This window comes from Pseudomonas sp. Z1-12, from assembly GCF_051132015.1.
GTDB classification, from domain to species: Bacteria; Pseudomonadota; Gammaproteobacteria; order Pseudomonadales; family Pseudomonadaceae; genus Aquipseudomonas; species Aquipseudomonas zanjanensis.
On sequence record NZ_CP071647.1, the window covers coordinates 2278413 to 2295727 of the forward strand.

Annotated in this window: 18 protein-coding genes; 12 read left to right on the forward strand and 6 right to left on the reverse strand. The window is 60.0% G+C overall.

What is annotated here, in order from left to right:
• Positions 1-2: 2 nt before the first annotated feature.
• Positions 3-857, reverse strand: coding sequence for a MurR/RpiR family transcriptional regulator (locus J3P85_RS10145; protein ID WP_053183441.1), 855 nt, complete (start codon positions 855-857; stop codon positions 3-5).
• A gap of 299 nt (positions 858-1156) precedes the next feature.
• Between J3P85_RS10145 and J3P85_RS10150 the strand changes: the two genes are divergently transcribed.
• Together J3P85_RS10150 and cobF are read left to right on the forward strand one after the other, a co-directional pair.
• Positions 1157-1735: a histidine phosphatase family protein gene (locus tag J3P85_RS10150; protein ID WP_434705684.1), complete on the forward strand. Its 579-nt coding sequence runs from the start codon at positions 1157-1159 to the stop codon at positions 1733-1735.
• Positions 1732-2490, forward strand: a complete 759-nt coding sequence (gene cobF, locus J3P85_RS10155; RefSeq protein ID WP_434705685.1) for a precorrin-6A synthase (deacetylating) — start codon at positions 1732-1734, stop codon at positions 2488-2490. Before J3P85_RS10150 ends, cobF begins: the two co-directional genes overlap by 4 nt.
• A 158-nt stretch (positions 2491-2648) precedes the next feature.
• Here the strand turns inward: cobF and ftrA are convergent, their stop codons facing one another.
• The gene (gene ftrA / locus J3P85_RS10160) at positions 2649-3608 is read right to left on the reverse strand and encodes a transcriptional regulator FtrA (protein ID WP_186710052.1); all 960 of its coding nucleotides are present in this window, start codon (positions 3606-3608) and stop codon (positions 2649-2651) included.
• A gap of 103 nt (positions 3609-3711) precedes the next feature.
• On the opposite strand from ftrA, the gene J3P85_RS10165 reads away from it, so the two are divergent.
• From J3P85_RS10165 to J3P85_RS10180, 4 genes are all read left to right on the forward strand, one after another.
• Entirely contained in the window at positions 3712-4146 is a 435-nt protein-coding gene (locus J3P85_RS10165; protein WP_434705686.1) for a rhodanese-like domain-containing protein, read from the forward strand.
• A 363-nt stretch (positions 4147-4509) separates the two neighbouring features.
• Positions 4510-5289: an ABC transporter substrate-binding protein gene (locus J3P85_RS10170; RefSeq protein ID WP_434705687.1), complete on the forward strand. Its 780-nt coding sequence runs from the start codon at positions 4510-4512 to the stop codon at positions 5287-5289.
• A 103-nt stretch (positions 5290-5392) separates the two neighbouring features.
• Positions 5393-6505, forward strand: coding sequence for a succinylglutamate desuccinylase/aspartoacylase family protein (locus tag J3P85_RS10175; RefSeq protein ID WP_434705688.1), 1113 nt, complete (start codon positions 5393-5395; stop codon positions 6503-6505).
• A 65-nt stretch (positions 6506-6570) separates the two neighbouring features.
• On the forward strand, positions 6571-7287 hold the full coding sequence (locus J3P85_RS10180; RefSeq protein WP_434705689.1) for an alpha/beta hydrolase: 717 nt from the start codon (positions 6571-6573) through the stop codon (positions 7285-7287).
• 388 nt (positions 7288-7675) lie between these two features.
• Here J3P85_RS10180 and J3P85_RS10185 read toward each other — a convergent pair whose 3' ends face one another.
• The 3 genes from J3P85_RS10185 to J3P85_RS10195 all read right to left on the reverse strand — a co-directional run bounded on the left by J3P85_RS10185 (position 7676) and on the right by J3P85_RS10195 (position 9647).
• The gene (locus J3P85_RS10185; protein ID WP_250964622.1) at positions 7676-8263 is read right to left on the reverse strand and encodes a hypothetical protein; all 588 of its coding nucleotides are present in this window, start codon (positions 8261-8263) and stop codon (positions 7676-7678) included.
• Between the two features lie 85 nt (positions 8264-8348).
• A complete protein-coding gene (locus tag J3P85_RS10190) occupies positions 8349-9134 on the reverse strand; it encodes a hypothetical protein (protein ID WP_434705690.1) in 786 nt (261 codons plus the stop codon).
• Positions 9135-9362: 228 nt separating this feature from the next.
• Positions 9363-9647, reverse strand: coding sequence for a hypothetical protein (locus J3P85_RS10195; RefSeq protein ID WP_434705691.1), 285 nt, complete (start codon positions 9645-9647; stop codon positions 9363-9365).
• A 183-nt stretch (positions 9648-9830) separates the two neighbouring features.
• Here J3P85_RS10195 and selD point away from each other — a divergent pair, with 183 nt between their 5' ends.
• Positions 9831-10865: a selenide, water dikinase SelD gene (gene selD / locus J3P85_RS10200; RefSeq protein WP_411385105.1), complete on the forward strand. Its 1035-nt coding sequence runs from the start codon at positions 9831-9833 to the stop codon at positions 10863-10865.
• The gene (gene mnmH, locus J3P85_RS10205) at positions 10865-11968 is read left to right on the forward strand and encodes a tRNA 2-selenouridine(34) synthase MnmH (protein WP_434705692.1); all 1104 of its coding nucleotides are present in this window, start codon (positions 10865-10867) and stop codon (positions 11966-11968) included. Before selD ends, mnmH begins: the two co-directional genes overlap by 1 nt.
• A gap of 121 nt (positions 11969-12089) precedes the next feature.
• On the opposite strand, the gene J3P85_RS10210 is transcribed toward mnmH, so the two are convergent.
• Entirely contained in the window at positions 12090-12764 is a 675-nt protein-coding gene (locus J3P85_RS10210) for a histidine phosphatase family protein (protein ID WP_411387534.1), read from the reverse strand.
• 1211 nt (positions 12765-13975) lie between these two features.
• Between J3P85_RS10210 and J3P85_RS10215 the strand changes: the two genes are divergently transcribed.
• From J3P85_RS10215 to J3P85_RS10230, 4 genes are all read left to right on the forward strand, one after another.
• Entirely contained in the window at positions 13976-14434 is a 459-nt protein-coding gene (locus J3P85_RS10215; protein WP_434705693.1) for a hypothetical protein, read from the forward strand.
• 10 nt (positions 14435-14444) lie between these two features.
• Positions 14445-15611 carry an alkaline phosphatase family protein gene (locus J3P85_RS10220; RefSeq protein ID WP_434705694.1) on the forward strand — a complete coding sequence of 389 codons (1167 nt, stop codon included), beginning with the start codon at positions 14445-14447 and terminating at the stop codon, positions 15609-15611.
• 129 nt (positions 15612-15740) lie between these two features.
• Positions 15741-16439, forward strand: coding sequence for a glutathione binding-like protein (locus J3P85_RS10225; RefSeq protein WP_250964630.1), 699 nt, complete (start codon positions 15741-15743; stop codon positions 16437-16439).
• Positions 16436-17293: a PhzF family phenazine biosynthesis protein gene (locus tag J3P85_RS10230; protein WP_434705695.1), complete on the forward strand. Its 858-nt coding sequence runs from the start codon at positions 16436-16438 to the stop codon at positions 17291-17293. The genes J3P85_RS10225 and J3P85_RS10230 overlap by 4 nt, the downstream gene beginning before the upstream one ends.
• Positions 17294-17315: the final 22 nt, after the last annotated feature.

Sequence of the window (17315 nt, forward strand, 5' to 3'; positions counted from 1 at the left end):
CCTTATTTTTCCTCCAACAGGTGCGTGTTGAATTCCGTGCGCAAGGCGTCGATGCCTTCCAGGCGTTCGGCCAGCTCAGGGCATTGCAGGGTCAGGCAGGCGATCAGGGCCTCGACCTGGGCCAGCGCCGGCACCAGGCTGTCAAAGGCCGAGACCGATTCCACCGGGGCGCTGATGATCAGGTCCGCCAGCTCGCGCAACGGCGAAGCATAGACGTCGCTGAACAGCACGACCCGGGCGTGCCGCGCCTTGGCCGCGCTGGCCACGCGCAGGGCCTGGGCCTGGTAGCGACGGTAATCGAAAATCAGCACCACGTCCTGGCGCTGCACGTCGAACAGCCGGTCAGGCAGTTGGGCGTTGTCTTCCAGGGCAAAACAGCCGGCACGCAGCAGTCGCAAATGGTTGAGCAAGTAATGGGCAAGAAAGCTGCTGAAGCGGCCGCCGAAACAATGCACCTGATGGCGGCTGTCGAGCAACCACTGCACGAGAATGCGCACGTCTTCGGGTTGGGTCAGCGCCTGGGTGTCGCTGAGGTTGCGTTGGCTGGCGGCCAGGTATTGGCTCCAGGTATCGCCTTGCTGCAATTTGGCCCGCGGTTGCAACAGGGTGCGGGGGGAGCGCAGGCGATGGTCCATGTCGCTGAGCAGCGCATCCTGGAATTCGGCATAACCGCCAAACCCGAGTTTTTTCACCAGCCGCACGATGGTCGGGTCGCTGACACCGGCATGGTCTGCCAGGCGTGACATCGGACCGAGGCCGTTGCGTGGGTAATGATCGAGCAGGGCACGTACGACCTTGCGTTCCGACGGCGTCAATACCAGGCCGGGATCGGTGATCAGGTCTCTGAGGGGCGGCATCCGTGCTCCTTGCCTGGATGAATGTTGGTTTTCTTTCATAACTCCTGAAAACAGTATTTATGTAGCTAGTGCTACATGTCCAGTGGTTTTTACGTTCCGTTTAAAATGCTCCAAAGTTGTGCGAAAGCCCTGTAGGAATTGGTCTTGGTCAGCTGGGCCTGGTATGTCAGTCGTTGCTCATGGAGTCGTCGGAAATAACGCCTTTTTGTCTCAGTTATTTGATTTCGTATAAGGTGCTGTACAACTAAACGCGTGAATATTCAGCTCATGGGCCCCGTCCGATTACCCGAGAATCCAGTGTGCAAACCACTCGCCTGACGTTGATCTGCCACGCACGCACCGTTGCCCAGAAGCAGGCGCGCTTCGGTCTGGACGAAGCCCTGGACGCCGACTGGCTGGGGCGCCGTGGGCAGATCGAGCATGGCTATCGAAACGTCAGGCAACTGCTCTGCGGGCCGGAGCTGCGCACTCGCCAGACCGCCGCGCTGTTCGGCGACGAGCCTCAGGTGGACCTGGCCCTGGCCGATTGTGACCTTGGACGCTGGCGCGGATTGTCCATCGATGAATTGCTCAAGGTTGAACCGCAGGCCCTGCAAACCTGGCTCGACGATGCCGAGGCGGCTCCCCATGGCGGTGAATCCGTCGCCCGGTTGTGTCGTCGTGTCGCAGACTGGCTGGCCAGTCTGGAAGGCCGACCGGGGCATCTGCTGGCCGTCACCCACCCCTTCGTGATTCGTGCCGCGCTGATGACCGTCCTGGGTTGCCCGGCCGCCACGTTCAACCGGATCGACATCGAACCGTTGTCCACCCTGGAGCTGCGTTTCAACGGCGTATGGCGATTGCGCGCCCAGGAACCTGGCCAGGAGTCGCCGCGATGAAGCAGTTGTCCGTCATTGGTATTGGGGCCGGTGATCCGGACCACGTGACGATGCAGGCAGTGAAAGCCTTGAACCGCTTGGACGTGGTCTTCCTCATGGACAAGGGCCCGGCCAAGGACCAGCTGTTGGACCTGCGGCGCGAAATCTGTCGACGCTACATCGTTGATCGCCCCTACCGTTTCGTCGAAGCCTACAGCCCGGAACGCCAACGCGGCGACGTGGACTACAAGGACAGCGTCGAAGCGCTGAATCGCGCCAAACAGGCCACCTTCGAACGCTTGATCGATGAAGAACTGTCTGATGGGCAGCGGGGCGGTTTTCTGGTGTGGGGCGATCCGGCGTTGTACGACAGTACCGTGCGCATCCTGCAGGCGATTCTCGAGGCGGGCCGCTGCGCTTTCGAATTCGAGGTGATCCCCGGCATCACCAGTGTCCAGGCCATGGCCGCCCGGCACAAAGTGCCGTTGAACACTATTGGCGGTTCGCTGGAAATCACCACCGGACGCCGTTTGGTGGCGGGGCAGGTGGGCGACGCGGCCAGTGTGGTGGTGATGCTCGATGCCGAGGATGGCTATCGCCACGTCAGCGATCCCGATACGCAGATTTATTGGGGCGCCTATGTGGGAATGCCGGAGGAAATCCTGATCGCCGGCCGGCTGGGAGACGTGGCAGATGACATCGAACGCACCCGCAAGGCCGCGCGAGAGGCCAATGGGTGGATCATGGATACGTATTTGTTGCGTAAGCCACGATGACGCTTGCACCTCACCCTGTGGCGAGGGAGCTTGCTCCCGTTGGGTTGCGCAGCAACCCCTGATCACTGAGACATGTCATGACTTCCATCTTGCGCCTGCTGCGCAGTCGAGCGGGAGCAAGCTCCCTCGCCACGGAGGGGCATGATCCCCCGGCATCTTCATCCCCGCCCAAACCGTTCCCGATACACCGACGGCGCCAACCCCACCACGCTGCGAAACGCCACGCGAAAGCTTTCCACCGAGCGATAACCACACAGTTGCGCAATGTTGTCGGTGTTGTCGCCGGTGCTTTCCAGCAGCTCCCGGGCCCGGGCCAGGCGTTCGTGTTGCAGCCAGGCCTTGGGCGACACACCGCAGGCCTGGGTGAAGTGGCGCAGGAAGGTGCGTTCGCTCATGGCCGCCTGGCTGGCCAGCTCGCGCACGCCGAGGGGTTCGTGCAGGCGCTCGCGGGCCCATTGCATGACGCTCGACAGGTCGCTGCGTGGCGTACGGCTGACCGGCGAGGGGATGAACTGCGCCTGGCCGCCGGTCCGTTGCGGTGTCATCACCAACCGGCGCGCCACGGTGTTGGCGACCTGAAGGCCATAGTCCCGTGCCACCAGGTGCAGGCAGGCATCGATGCCGGCGGCGCTGCCCGCCGAAGTAATGACCTGCCCAGAGTCGACGTACAACACATCCGGGTCGACCCGCACGGCGGGAAAGCTCTTGGCCAGTTCGTCGGTGTAGCGCCAGTGAGTCGTGGCGCCGAGGCCATCGAGCAGGCCGGCGGCGGCCAGCACGAAGGCACCGGAGCAGATGGACAACAGGCGCGCCCCACGGGCATGGGCCCTGCGCAATGCGTCGAGCAGCGCCTGAGACGGTGGCTCGCTGCGGCTGCGCCAGCCTGGTATGACAATGGTCCGGGCGGTTTCAAGCAGTTCCATGCCGCCATCGGCCAATACCTGAAAGCCGCCCATGGCGCGCATCGGGCCATCATCGACCGCGACGATCCGATGCTCGTACCACGGGAAATTGAATTCCGGCCGTTCCAATCCGAAAATCTCGACGGCGACACCGAATTCGAAGGTGCACAGGCCGTCGTAGGCGAGGATCGCGACCAAACCCGGAATAGGCTGCATTTGTCGGAAAGTTCCCACAGAGTGTCTTGTACGCCACTGTAGCGGCAAGCATCGGGGGGATAAAGTCTCTCCACGCCTTTATCTACCCTTGGAGTACACACCCATGACCAGCCTGGTTCGCGAAGTGCCTGCCGCCCCTTCCGATATTGCCCTGGAGCATTTCAGCCGTCGCTTGTCGTTCGAAACGGATTGTTCCGACGTTCACGCCAGTCAACAGGCCGGTCATGTCGATTTTGTGCTGGTGGATGTTCGCGGACCGCTGGCCTATGAGCGCGGCCATGTCCCCGGGGCGATCAACCTGCCGACCCGCACGCTCACCGCCCAGACACTGGCGGCCTATGCCAAGAGCACCTTGTTCGTGGTGTATTGCGCCGGTCCCCATTGCAATGGCGCGAACAAGGCGGCGGTGCGTTTGGCAACCTTGGGTTACCCGGTCAAGGAAATGATCGGCGGCATCATGGGCTGGCTCGACGAAGGCTTTCGCCTGACCGGCTCGGTGGAGCGCGTGGCGGACGAGGCGATCAGCTGCGATTGCTGATGCCTCCTGCAACCAGGCTTTTGTGACGAGGGAGCTTGCTCCCGCTGGGCTGCGCAGCAGCCCCCTGGTGCCTCGCCTTTATTGGGGCCGCTGCGCGCCCCAGCGGGAGCAAGCTCCCTCGCCACAGGGGTTATCTGCCACAGGGTGTTTACCTGCCTTTGGAGTGTTTCCCTGTCAGGCTTTTCGCAAATTCTGTGACCGCCGGACGCACCTGGCTGTTTTTATAACTATTTGTCGCCTCAACATAATTCCCCTCCTGAGTGCCCCTCTAGACTCCCGGCCACTTCGGTTTTTGCTGACCGAACGCTGCTATGAATCTGCCTATAACGATCCAATAAAATACCTGCGCACTCAGGAGCGAAAATGAAGAAGCTAGCCATGTTCGGTGCTTTGGCACTGTCCGTATTGTCCCTGTCGGCCGTGGCCGAAGACGCCAAGCCGATCCGCCTCGGGATCGAAGCCGGTTACCCACCTTTTTCGATGAAAACCCCCGACGGCAAGCTGGCCGGCTTCGACGTCGATATTGGCGATGCCTTGTGTGAACAGATGAAGGTCAAGTGCGTCTGGGTCGAGCAGGAGTTCGATGGCCTGATCCCCGCGCTGAAAGTGAAGAAAATCGATGCGATCCTGTCGTCCATGACCATCACTGACGATCGCAAGAAAAACGTTGATTTCACCATCAAGTACTACCACACCCCGGCCCGCTTCGTGATGAAGGAAGGCACCGCGGTCAAGGATCCGCTGACCGAACTCAAGGGCAAGAAAGTCGGTGTCCTGCGCGCCAGCACCCATGACCGTTTCGCCACCGAAGTGCTGGTGCCCGTCGGTGTCGACCTGGTGCGCTACAGCTCCCAGCAGGAAGCCAACCTGGATATGGTTGCCGGCCGCCTCGACGCCACGCTGGCCGACTCGGTCACTCTCGACGAAGGTTTCTTGAAGACCGATGCCGGCAAAGGTTTCGCCTTCGTCGGCCCGACCTATGAAGACGCGAAATACTTCGGCGGCGGCGCCGGCATAGCGGTGCGCAAGGGCGATAAGGCCCTGGCCGACAAATTCAACACCGCCATCAGCGAGATCCGCGCCAACGGCACGTACAAGAAGGTGCAGGACAAATACTTTGCCTTTGACGTCTACGGCCATTAATCGCTGAACCCCAAGGTGGCCCGCCGTTGACCCGGCCGGCCACCTTTTTCATGGGCGATTGTTTACCCTGCACCTATCGAGATACCGCCATTCGGAGTTCTTCATGCAACGCATCGACCATACCTTGCCATGGAGCCACCTGGGCACCGAGCGCCGGCTCAGCGTGTTTCGTTACGGCCATGGCCCGCGCAAGGCCTACATCCAGGCCAGCCTGCACGCCGATGAACTGCCGGGCATGCGTACCGCCTGGGAGCTGAAGCAGCGGCTCAACGACCTGGAGGCCCAGGGCATGCTCAAGGGCGTGATCGAGCTGGTGCCGGTGGCCAACCCCATCGGCCTGGATCAACATCTGCAAAGTGCCCACATGGGGCGTTTCGAACTGGGTAGCGGCAAGAATTTCAACCGTTCCTTCGTGGAGCTCAGCGCACCGGTGGCGCAGCGTATCGGTGAGCGCCTGGACGACGATCCGGCTGCCAATATCACCTTGATCCGCCAGGCCATGACCGAGGTCCTCGACGACCTGCCGCCACCTCCTTCGCAACTCGAAGCACTGCATCGCCTGCTGCTGCGCCACGCCTGCGACGCCGACATTACCCTGGATCTGCATTGCGATTTCGAGGCCGCTATCCACTTGTACGCCTTGCCGCAACAGTGGCCGCAATGGCGTTCCCTGGCCGCACGCTTGAAAGCGGGTGTGGCGTTGCTGTGCGAGGATTCGGGCGGCAGTTCGTTCGATGAATCCTGCTCCGCGCCCTGGTTGCGCCTGGCCAAGGCCTTTCCCGCGGCGGTAATCCCACCGGCGAACCTGGCGACAACGCTGGAGCTGGGCAGCATGGGCGATACCCGGGTGGAGCAGGCCCAGGCCAATTGTGAAGCCATCCTCGGGTTCCTGGCCGAGCAGGGTTTCATCGCCGGGGAGTGGCCGCCCGCGCCAGAGCAGTGCTGTGAAGGCTTTCCGTTCGATGGCACGCAATACCTGTTCGCGCCGCACCATGGCGTGGTGAGCTTCCTGCGGGAGGCCGGCGAATGGGTGGAGCGGGGCGATCCGCTGTTTGAAGTGGTCGACCCTTTGGGTGATCTGGTCACCACCGTGCGGGCCGGTACCAGCGGTGTGTTGTTCGCCCTGGACCGTGGACGTTATACGCAGCCGGGTATCTGGCAGGCTAAAGTCGCCGGGCGTGAACCGATTCGTACGGGGAAATTGATCAACGACTGATAACTGCTGTCTACCTCACCGCACGCACCTTGCCGTGCGGCTGTCGAAACGATGGAGGAAGATCGATGTTCAAAGCGCTCGCCCTGTTTCTGTTGCTGGTCTCATCCGGGTTGCAGGCCCAACCCTCGTTGCACACGGACTTGCCGCTCAACTACCTGGCCCAAGTCGATGAGCACGCCCGGAACCGACCTCTGGTGATCTTCCTCCACGGTTCCGGCAGTAACGAGCAGGACCTGTTCGAACTCAAGGACGAGCTACCCCGGGACTACAACTACCTCTCGGTGCGGGCGCCGAAGAGCATGGAGCGGGACCGTTACCAGTGGTTCGCGAAAAAGGGCGACGGCGCTTATGACGGTGACACTTCGGACCTGAAGGCCAGCGGCCAGATGCTGCTGGACTTCATCGACAAGGCCCGGGCCAAATATTCGACCGATGCGAGCAAGGTCTACCTGGTGGGTTTCAGCCAGGGGGCCATGATGAGCTATGAAGTGGCCTTGCGACACCCCGAAGCCGTCGGCGGCATTGCCGCGATGGGCGGGCGGGTCCTGTCGGTACTGCGGGCGGAGCTGACCCCCGACGAGTCACGCCGGACGCTGGCGGTGTTCATCGGTCATGGCACGGCAGACCCGATCATCCCGTATCACGATGGCACCGAGGCCAACAGCTTCCTGAAAACGCTGGCGCTGGAACCGGAATTCCATGCCTACCCGGGCGTCGGCCACAGCATCAGTGCCTTGGAAATTCAAGACCTGCGGGCCTGGCTGGAACGGCTCAATCCCTGACTGCAGGCAGATCCACTGTGGGAGCGAGCTTGCTCGCGATAGCGGTGTGTCAGCTTGCATCGATGCCATGTGGGCCGCCGCCATCGCGGGCAAGCCCGGCTCCCACAGGGTTCAGCGACGGAGTTAGATGTTGCGTACACCCAGGTCCATTGTGGGAGCGAGCCTGCTCGCGATAGCGGTGGGTCAGTTTGCATCGATGCCATGTGGGCCGACGCCATCGCGGGCAAGCCCGGCTCCCACAGGGTTCAGCGACGGAGTTAGATGTTGCGTACACCCAGGTCCATTGTGGGAGCGAGCCTGCTCGCGATAGCGGTGGGTCAGCTTGCATCGATGCCATGTGGGCCGACGCCATCGCGAACAAGCTCGGCCCCCACCGGTTCCGGGGCGCTTATTGACCGCTGGCGATCTGTTTCACCAACGCTTCATGACCTGCCTTGTCGCTGGCCCGGGAGATGATTTGCACCGCCGCCATGCGCGTGCCGGAGGCAGCCAGCAAGGTGCTGTCGAGGGTCGGCCCACCGCCCTGGGTTGCCTGGGTATCGAGCTGTCGCAGGCCCAGGCCGGTGCCTTTTTGCTTCAGGCTTTTCTCGCTGAGAATCTTGGCGTCCGGCAGGGACTTGAGGCGCTGAACGGCGAAGTCGGCCATGGTGGTGTCGAGGAACGCACCATCGTCATCCTTCACATTCGCACCGTTGATGATGACGTTTTCCGCTGCGATCACCACGGTCCTGCTGGTGGCATTGCTGTACATCGTCCCCGTCGCCCCGGCGGTGCCCTGGGCAGCCTCGCCGGCGGGCAATGGCATTGCCGTGAAGCCCTTGGGCAAGGTGAAGATGAACTTGCCGCCGAGCATCGATACCTTCTGCGCCGGCGCATCACTGGCAGGTTTGGCCGGGGCCGCCTGGGCGGATGCCACGACCAGGCTGGCGATGGCCCCCAGCAACAGGGCGGCGGCTTGTTTACTCAGCAATGACATTGGAACTCTCCACGGATGGTCGCGCTTGAAGGCCGATCATCCCATGGGCGTCGCACCGGACTCCAGCGCCAGTGCCGACGAGACGTCATTTCGGCGAAAGGAGTGTGGTAACGCCGGAGGGTGCCCGCGCCAGCAGGCGTCGGGTCACCAGCAACATGGCCACCGACACCGCGACGCCCAAGGCAAAAGCTGGCATGCCCATCACAGGCAGGGCGAGGGCCAGGGTCAGGCAGAAGGCGGCGAAGCAATACATGCCGGTGGCCGTCGCTCGCAGCAGCGTGACGGTGAAGGCCGGCCCGCGGGTTTGTTGGGAGAACACCGCCATGACGCTGCCCAGCACCGGGAACACCGCGAGCAGCCCGCTCCAGCGTTCGCCCACGGTGCTGGCCAGCAACGTCACCGCCAGGGTCAACAGTGCGCCGGCGATCATGCGCAGCAACAACTTGTCGGATTTTGCCGCCGGCCCGTTCATCGCCGGTCGGACCGTCGGGAACAGATACGGCGCCGCCAACAGCGCGACCAAGGCGATCAGGCTCGACAACGGCAGTGACGCCGGTAGCCAGGACAGGATCAACGCCACCACGGCCCAGACGCCCAACGCGATGCCCAGCGCCCAGGGCCAGTTACGGCGCTGGGCGACTTGGGCGTACACCACGCAGAATGCAATCATCGCAAACATGGCCGCCAACGCCGCGGTCGCCGACTGCGCGGCAAACAGCTCGCCCTGCTCCACGGCCAGGAACAACAGAATCGGCCCCACTACCACTGGCAATCCCGACAGCCAGCCGGCCACGCTCGGCCCCCAGCGCCTGCCAGCCCGGGAAATCAGCAGCAGGAACATGGGAATCACCAGCAATTTGAGCAGCAGCACGCGGTCATCCTTGTCTGTGGTAGAAGCGCCACGTTAGCACCGTCTGGCTCAATGCCCTATACAGCGCACTCCCACAGGATTGGGGCGTCTGGGCTAACGTCATCGCGAGCAAGCTCGCTCCCACAGTGGGGCGGTGTGGGTCTCGCCATTGTCCCTGTGGGAGCGAGCTTGCTCGCGATAGCGGCGGGACGGCCATGACGTTTATCAGGCCGCGGCGCCTGCGAAACCTCAGTCGGGTTCCACCTCCAGTAGCAGGCTGTCATCAGCCAGGCGTTCGGCTCGCCGGACAATGCCGCTGATGCGTTTGCCTTCGGCGCTGAATACCACGATCTGGGCCTTTTCCAGATCCTTCGGCAATGGCGGGCGCAGGTGCAGCGCGAACCAGGGCGGTTCGCCGTCGTCGAGGCGTTTGACATCGAACTGGCAGTGGACGCTTTTGGTTTCGCGACCAAATAGCGTGTCGAGGCCGTAATCGATGTGAGTGCTGTCGGCAGCAGCGGGTGCGAGGCGCATCGGCAGTCTCCTGGGTGGATAAGCGGGGGTGATGTTCAAGTGATCCCTCCGGAAATGGAAAATTCCATCTGATGGGCTGAGGGGGAATCGCCCCAACCTGTTGTATGGGCGAATGCTCGGCGCGGCACTGAGTCGGTGGCGTTGCTGCTAGAATCGGCCAATTGACTGAATAGAGGGATGCCCATGAGCGAGCCGATTCGCCTGACCCAGTACAGCCACGGCGCCGGTTGCGGCTGCAAGATTTCGCCCCAAGTGCTGGAAGTGATCCTCGCCGGCAGTGGTGCGCAGAACCTCGATCCGAAGCTGTGGGTCGGCAATGCTTCTCGCGACGACGCGGCGGTGTACGCCATCGACGAGGAGCGTGGAGTGGTTTCGACCACCGATTTTTTCATGCCGATTGTCGATGATCCTTTCGATTTCGGCCGCATCGCTGCCACCAATGCCATCAGCGACATCTATGCCATGGGCGGTGACCCGCTGATGGCCATCGCGATTCTCGGCTGGCCAGTCAACGTGTTGGCCCCGGAAATCGCCCGGGAAGTGATTCGCGGCGGTCGTTCCGTGTGTGACGAGGCCGGTATCCCCCTGGCGGGCGGGCACTCGATCGATGCGCCTGAGCCGATGTTCGGCCTGGCGGTGACAGGCCTGGTGCAAAAGCGCCACATGAAGCGCAACGACACAGCCACCGCCGGTTGCCGCTTGTACCTGACCAAGCCCCTGGGCATCGGCATCCTTACCACGGCGGAAAAGAAGGGCAAGCTGCGCGCCGCCGATGTTGGCCTGGCCCGTGACTGGATGTGCACCCTCAACAAGCCTGGCAGCCGCTTCGGCAAGCTCGACGGCGTGACCGCGATGACCGATGTCACCGGTTTCGGCCTGCTCGGGCATTTGGTGGAAATGGCCGACGGCAGCCAACTGACCGCGCGTATCCGCTATGACGCGGTGCCGCGTTTGCCAGGCGTCGAGTACTACCTCGACCTGGGCTGCGTGCCGGGCGGAACGCTGCGCAACTACGACAGCTACGCCAGCAAGGTGGGTCGGGTCCAGGAACTGCACAAGCGCGTGCTGTGCGACCCGCAGACCAGCGGTGGTTTGTTGGTTGCCGTCACCCCCGAAGGCGAGGGCGAGTTCCTGCGGGTGGCCGCTGAACTCGGTCTGGCGCTGGAACCCATCGGCGAGTTGGTCGAGCGACAGAGTCACGCGGTCGAGGTGTCTTGATGAGCCATGACATCACCGATTACCGCGAGATCTTCCTCAATGATTTACCGATGATGGACACGCGCGCCCCGGTGGAATTCATCAAGGGTGCCTTTCCCGGCGTGGTCAATTTGCCGTTGATGACCGACAACGAACGGCAACGCGTCGGTACCTGTTACAAGCAGCAGGGGCAGCAGGCCGCCATCGTCCTGGGCCATCAACTGGTGTCCGGCGAGACCAAGGCCCAGCGCATCCAGGCTTGGGCCGCGTTCGCCAAGGCCCATCCCGAAGGCTTGCTGTATTGCTTTCGCGGCGGCTTGCGTTCGCAGATCGTCCAACAGTGGCTCAAGGACGAAGCGGGCATCGACTACCCTCGGGTTGGCGGTGGCTACAAGGCGATGCGCACGTTCTTGCTGGACACCATCGAGCAGGCAGTCGCCCAGTGCGACCTGGTGCTGTTGGGCGGTATGACCGGTACTGGCAAGACCCAAGTGCTGGGCCAATTGGGCAACAGCCTGGACCTGGAAGGGTATGCCAACCATCGCGGTTCGAGCTTCGGCAAACGCGCCACGGGCCAGCCGTCCAACATCGATTTCGAGAATCGCCTGGCCGTGGACGTGCTGAAAAAGCGCGCCGCCGGTATCGGGCAATTTGTGCTGGAAGATGAGAGCCGTGCGGTCGGCAGTTGTGCCTTGCCGCTGTCCTTGTATCAGCGCATGCAACAGGTTCCGATGGTCTGGCTGGAGGACAGCGTGGAGCGTCGGGTCGAACGGATCCTGCAGGATTACGTCATCGACCTTTGCGCGGAATTTGTCGCGGTGCACGGCGACGAAGGCTTCTCTCTGTTTGCCGAGCGACTGCTGGCAAGCCTGGACAACATCCACAAACGCCTGGGCGGCGACCGCCACCGACGCTTGAAGGACATCCTGGAAGCCGCCTTGGCCGAGCAGGCCAACAGCGGCGCCGTCGATTTGCATCGCGGGTGGATCGAAGGTCTGTTGCGTGAGTATTATGACCCGATGTACGTGTTCCAGCGGGAAAAGAAAGGGCTGCGGATCGAGTTCTCGGGGGAGCAGGCGGCGGTGCTGGCGTACTTGCGCGAGCGGGCACTGAGGGGAGGGTGACCACAGGTTTGGTGTCCACCGCCAATCCCTGTGGGAGCGGGCTTGCTCGCGAAGGCGGTGGGTCAGTTGGCGGTGATGTTGACTACTGCTATCGCCTTCGCGAGCAAGCCCGCTCCTACAATCAGGTCGGGCAGGTCTCCTGGCCGTTATCCAAACCTTGCTTATAGCTCTGGCTGGTGAGGCTGGCCTTGCCGTTGTGCCAGGTCAGGGTCAGCACATACAGCGAATCGAAGTCTCCCGAGGCCCAGTCATCGGTAATGGTCTGCTTCTTGCCCAAGGCCTCCCCGGCGACTTCGTTGATCAGCTCCGGCAGGTAACCATGGGACCAGGCGGTATAGATGGTGGCGTTGTGGTACTTGTCGTCCAGCAGTTCATCAGCCAGGTCGCTGGTGTCGTTGGCCGAATAATTGATGTTCACCGGCAACCCGAGCTTGATGGCGCTGGGGCTGATGGTCATCAGCGGGCGAATGTAGCTGTAGGAGTTGTCCAGCTCGCCCTCCTCGACATTGCGGGTAGGGTTGGCCGCGAACACGTAATCGGCCTTGCCGAATTTTTCCGGCAACAGGGTGGCCAGGTCGATGGCGCGGTTGAGGCCCTGGCAGTTGAGCTGGCCCAGGCCGCCGGCGGGTTTCTCCGCGTGGCGCAGGAACACCAGGGTCTGTACACCGTCGGCTGGCTGGGCACGGCTGACGCTGGACTCCAGCGACAACACCAGGCCACAGACCACAAGCAGCGTCGGCAGCATCAGCCACGAACGGTGTTTGAAACGTCTGGCGAAATTCAGTGGGTTCATCATCGAATAAATAGTCTTCGGCACGCGTGAGTCAGGCTGACAAACCCTGGCACCGCGAGGCGCCTGGCTTCGGGTGTTTTCCCTGTCGTTACGCCTCGTCGAATTCTCGGGGGCATTGCTCAGAGTCCCTTTGAGCGCTTTGGTTCGATTTTGGCTGCACTGTAAGGCCTCCTGCGAGGAGGTAGGGCGAATGTTAGCGACAGGATGTTGCGGATTTAAGAAGGGGCGGTGTGAATTCTGTGACGGGGCCATGGGAATTTGAATTTAGCGAATCGTCTGCGTTCACCGCTTCTTTCCCTGACTCATCTCCTCAGTCTCGACAGAAGTCTCGTGTTCGTCCGGCACTGCAAGGTTCTGCATCTCAGCTACTGACTGCTCTTTTGTTTAATTAGCTGTCGTACTTATCTGACAGGTGTCTTACCTAGACCTGCAAAATATTGGTGCCGTATTTTTTTGATGATGCTTACTTTCGATATATCTTTTGCATGGGGTGTGGCGACTCCTCATTAGTTTGCTAAGGTGCTGTTACATTTTGTAGCTTTTGCGAATAACTTTGAAACGCCCGCTGCGTATGGTTAGTTCGCCTAAGCAAACAGTTGAGGGTTGACAGGGGGATCAACAGCCGCTAAACATTGAGTTCAGATGACAGCCAAGGAAGGCGGAAAATGATTAGGATAACGCCTGGGTTTTGTCTCGCGTATGTTTGTTGTCTTAACAAACTCTCTCCCTGATTATTTACATCGATGTGTGTCTACGGAACACCGCTCTCAGTGGTGGATAATTTGCTGCGGCCTTCGGAATCTTATGTTTTTCACGAAATATATGATTCAGATATGCCTTTAGTAAAATCAAGCCTGGCATTGGTGCGCCTTGTTTCCAATTTCTAGATCAGGGTGTTCTTTGGTTGACGGCGTCACGCTTAAAGCTTGATGCGCCAAATTATAAATATAAGGGTTTATTTATGTCTGATGCAGTTCCTCATGATTCGATACTTAATCTTGTGCTGGATCACTGCTACTCCTCACTTGGTGCGACAGCTATTGTGGTAGGTGATGATGTTGTCACATATCAAGAGCTCAGAAATAAAATATATAAGGTGTCGGCTTATATTCAAGGCAGAGGGTAATCATCTGTGGCAAAGCGTTCTGTTGGCCTCTTATTCGATCATAGATAAGTTGTGGGCGAAGCTAAGTGATCCAGAGAAAGCTGCGTTCATGGAAAAATACTATGGACCTTGGATGACGTATTTAGCGGCGTTTCCAGTCTCTAGTGCTGTACGTATACTGCAATTGATGCAGAGTGAGCAGTTAGAGATTTACTCTGACTTACAGGGAGTCGAAACAACTGAGCAGGGTTTTGATATCTATCATGGCCGAAACGAATGCTTGAATGTTCAGTACTTGATCGATGGGCGTGGTGTTGGTTATGGAGATAAGGACTTAAAAGAGATACCCTTGTTGAGGAATATGTTAGCCAATGGCTCGATCACGATCCACCCATTGGGTGGTATCTCCATCAATCCACTAACTTATCAAGCACTTTCCAATCGTAATAATGAGGTTTCGGGGCTCTTTGTCGTGGGTGATTTAACGAAGGGAGAGTTTCTGGCAACCACCGATGTAGTACGCAACGTCATGCACAGCGTCGCTGCCAGTTCCGCTATTCTTTCTTGAGACCGCTGACATGAAGATATCGACTCAAAACGCGAGTCACGCTCAAAAGTCCGGATTGTCTCAACTGTCACATGCCATTTTGGCGAGTCTGGGTGTTTCCTCATTTGATTCTGGATTCGGTCTCCAACCTACAAATGGACTGGTCATTTTTATCGTTGACGGTTTGGGTCAGCTATTGCTCGACGAGCATCAGTCCCATGCACCATTTTTGAAAACACTGCTTCGCACAGGTCAGTCTTTTGGAGTCGGATTCCCTGCCACTACCGCGGCCAGTTTGGCTTCTTTTGCTCTCGGTCAAGGAAGCGGTCAGCATGGCATAGTTGGGAGTCGCTTTGCGTTGGATAATCAGACCGCATTTTCCCCATTGTCATGGCAAACGGGCGGCATTTGTCGTAGTCAGACAAACGGTGCTCATTCCGTTGTACTTCCGATTTTTACAGTCGAAAAGACAGCTTGGGAAAGCGCCAGTGAGCTGGGGCTGGAAATAGAATGCATACTCCCGTTAAAAATTGCTAACTCCTATTACAGTAAAGCCATTTATAAAGGAGCCACAATTACTCCCTATATGGACTATTGGCACTGTGGTTTTAAAATTAGGGGGGCGTTAAAAAAATCATCGCGACGGTTGATTTACGTTTATTTGGGTGAGTTGGATTACGTGGGTCATGTCTATGGTACGAACTCAGAGGCTTGGCTCGACAGCCTGCGACAGGTGGATGCTCTGATCTCCTCAACGGCCAGCGCGCTTGCTGGAGGAACAAAGCTACTTGTCGCTGCCGACCACGGCATGACAACTCTTTCTTCTGAAGCCATTTTCGACTTCGATACCGACCCCGGTCTTCAAGAGGACGTGTCGTGGATTGCGGGTGATATTCGTGCCCGGCACATTTACGCGGAGGTTGGAAAAACGTCGGCCGTATTAGAGCGCTGGAAGAACAAGCTCGGCGACGATTTCATGGTGCTTTCTCGCAGCCAAGCGGTTAATGAGGGTTTGTTCGGAGGGCCTGTGAGAGCCTCCTTCGAACAGCGCTTGGGAGATCTGATTGTATATCCGACAGGACGCGGTGGCATCGTACAGAGCCTTACGGAGAAAAAACAAACGTCATGGAAAGGGCATCACGGGGCCTTGACTGAGGAGGATCAGCTTTCTCCGCTTCTGATTTATTCCAAAGGATAACTCCATAGGCCCGTGGCTCGGCTCAGAGCCACGGGCCTACCAATTCATCCAACGAAAAATTCCGGATCCAAAAGCTGAGCCTTCTGATTTAAGCTCCAGTTCTTTAGATAAACACTTGGAGCCGACCCCATGCCCGACTTGACCCCGTTCCCCATCACCGAAAAATGGCCCGCCCAATACCCGGAGTGGCTCCAGCTCTACTCGCTGCCTACCCCCAACGGCGTGAAGGTCTCGATCATGTTGGAGGAGATCGGCCTGCCGTACGAGCCTCACAAAGTGGACTTCGCCAGCAACGACCAGCTGTCGCCCGAGTTCCTTTCCCTGAATCCCAACAACAAGATCCCGGCGATTCTCGATCCCCATGGGCCGGGGGACCAGCCGTTGGCGCTGTTCGAGTCGGGGGCGATACTGATTTATCTGGCGGACAAGAGCGGGCAGTTGCTGGCCCAGGAATCGGCGGCGCGCTACGAGACGATCCAGTGGCTGATGTTCCAGATGGGTGGGGTCGGGCCGATGTTCGGGCAGTTGGGGTTCTTCAACAAGTTCGCCGGCAAGGACTACGAGGACAAGCGGCCGCGGGATCGGTATGTCGAGGAGAGCAAGCGCCTGCTCAAGGTCCTCGATGGCCGTCTGCAAGGCCGGGACTGGATCATGGGCGAGCGCTACACCATCGCTGATATCGCCACGTTTCCCTGGGTGCGCAACTTGATCGGTTTTTATGAGGCCGGTGATCTGGTGGGTATCCAGAACTTCCCCAATGTGACGCGGGTATTGGAGCGCTTCCTGGCGCGACCGGCTGTGGCGCGCGGGTTGAAGATTCCGGAATGAGTGGCCCGACGTCCCGCCGTTTCGATTACAAACAATTGGATGTGTTCAGCGACGTGCCGCTCAAAGGCAATCCACTGGCGGTGGTGCTGGGGGCCGACGGGCTCGGTGACGGGCACATGGCGGCTTTTGCCAATTGGACCAACCTCAGCGAAACCACGTTCCTGTTGGCGCCGCGGCACCCGGAAGCCGATTACCGGGTGCGTATCTTCACCACCTCGTCCGAGTTGCCGTTTGCCGGGCATCCGACCTTGGGCAGTTGTCACGCCTGGCTGGAAGCCGGCGGCGTGCCGAAAGGGCAGGAGATCGTGCAGGAGTGCGGCGTCGGCCTGGTCAGGATTCGCCGCAGCGATCATGGGTTGGCGTTCCTCGCGCCGCCCTTGCTCAAGTCCGGTCCGCTGGACGCCGAGCTGCTGGAGCGGGTGCGCAAGGGGCTGGGGCTTGCCGCGGAGGCGATTGTCGAGGCGCAATGGGTCGACAACGGTGCCGGCTGGCTGGCGGTGATGCTCAAGGATCGCCAGCAGGTGCTGACGCTTGAGCCTGATTATCAACTGTTGTTGGATCTGGCCGTGGGCGTGATCGCCCCTTGGGATCGGGCCGTGGACGGCGCTGAGGCCCACTTTGAAGTGCGCGGTTTCATCGCCGGTGATGGCATGCCCGAGGATCCGGCCACCGGAAGCCTGAACGCCGGGCTCGCGCAATGGATGCTGGACAAAGGCCTGGCGCCGGCGTCCTACGTGGTCAGTCAGGGACTGACGATGGGCCGGGCCGGGCGCATTCATGTCGATCGGTTGGGGGATGAGGTCTGGATTGGCGGCACAGTCGTGACGTGCATCAATGGCTCGTTGACCTTGTGAGGCGATTATTGCTCGGCTGGTA

What these genes read in the sequence shown, in the direction of transcription:
- J3P85_RS10180 (WP_434705689.1), top strand. Translation starts at nt 6,571, where the DNA reads ATGTTCAAAGCGCTCGCCCTGTTTCTGTTGCTGGTCTCATCCGGGTTG.
- J3P85_RS10225 (WP_250964630.1), top strand. Translation starts at nt 15,741, where the DNA reads ATGCCCGACTTGACCCCGTTCCCCATCACCGAAAAATGGCCCGCCCAA.
- J3P85_RS10185 (WP_250964622.1), bottom strand. Translation starts at nt 8,263, where the DNA reads ATGTCATTGCTGAGTAAACAAGCCGCCGCCCTGTTGCTGGGGGCCATC.
- selD (WP_411385105.1), top strand. Translation starts at nt 9,831, where the DNA reads ATGAGCGAGCCGATTCGCCTGACCCAGTACAGCCACGGCGCCGGTTGC.
- ftrA (WP_186710052.1), bottom strand. Translation starts at nt 3,608, where the DNA reads ATGCAGCCTATTCCGGGTTTGGTCGCGATCCTCGCCTACGACGGCCTG.
- J3P85_RS10215 (WP_434705693.1), top strand. Translation starts at nt 13,976, where the DNA reads ATGGAAAAATACTATGGACCTTGGATGACGTATTTAGCGGCGTTTCCA.
- mnmH (WP_434705692.1), top strand. Translation starts at nt 10,865, where the DNA reads ATGAGCCATGACATCACCGATTACCGCGAGATCTTCCTCAATGATTTA.
- J3P85_RS10195 (WP_434705691.1), bottom strand. Translation starts at nt 9,647, where the DNA reads ATGCGCCTCGCACCCGCTGCTGCCGACAGCACTCACATCGATTACGGC.
- cobF (WP_434705685.1), top strand. Translation starts at nt 1,732, where the DNA reads ATGAAGCAGTTGTCCGTCATTGGTATTGGGGCCGGTGATCCGGACCAC.
- J3P85_RS10220 (WP_434705694.1), top strand. Translation starts at nt 14,445, where the DNA reads ATGAAGATATCGACTCAAAACGCGAGTCACGCTCAAAAGTCCGGATTG.
- J3P85_RS10230 (WP_434705695.1), top strand. Translation starts at nt 16,436, where the DNA reads ATGAGTGGCCCGACGTCCCGCCGTTTCGATTACAAACAATTGGATGTG.
- J3P85_RS10165 (WP_434705686.1), top strand. Translation starts at nt 3,712, where the DNA reads ATGACCAGCCTGGTTCGCGAAGTGCCTGCCGCCCCTTCCGATATTGCC.
- J3P85_RS10170 (WP_434705687.1), top strand. Translation starts at nt 4,510, where the DNA reads ATGAAGAAGCTAGCCATGTTCGGTGCTTTGGCACTGTCCGTATTGTCC.
- J3P85_RS10210 (WP_411387534.1), bottom strand. Translation starts at nt 12,764, where the DNA reads ATGATGAACCCACTGAATTTCGCCAGACGTTTCAAACACCGTTCGTGG.
- J3P85_RS10145 (WP_053183441.1), bottom strand. Translation starts at nt 857, where the DNA reads ATGCCGCCCCTCAGAGACCTGATCACCGATCCCGGCCTGGTATTGACG.
- J3P85_RS10175 (WP_434705688.1), top strand. Translation starts at nt 5,393, where the DNA reads ATGCAACGCATCGACCATACCTTGCCATGGAGCCACCTGGGCACCGAG.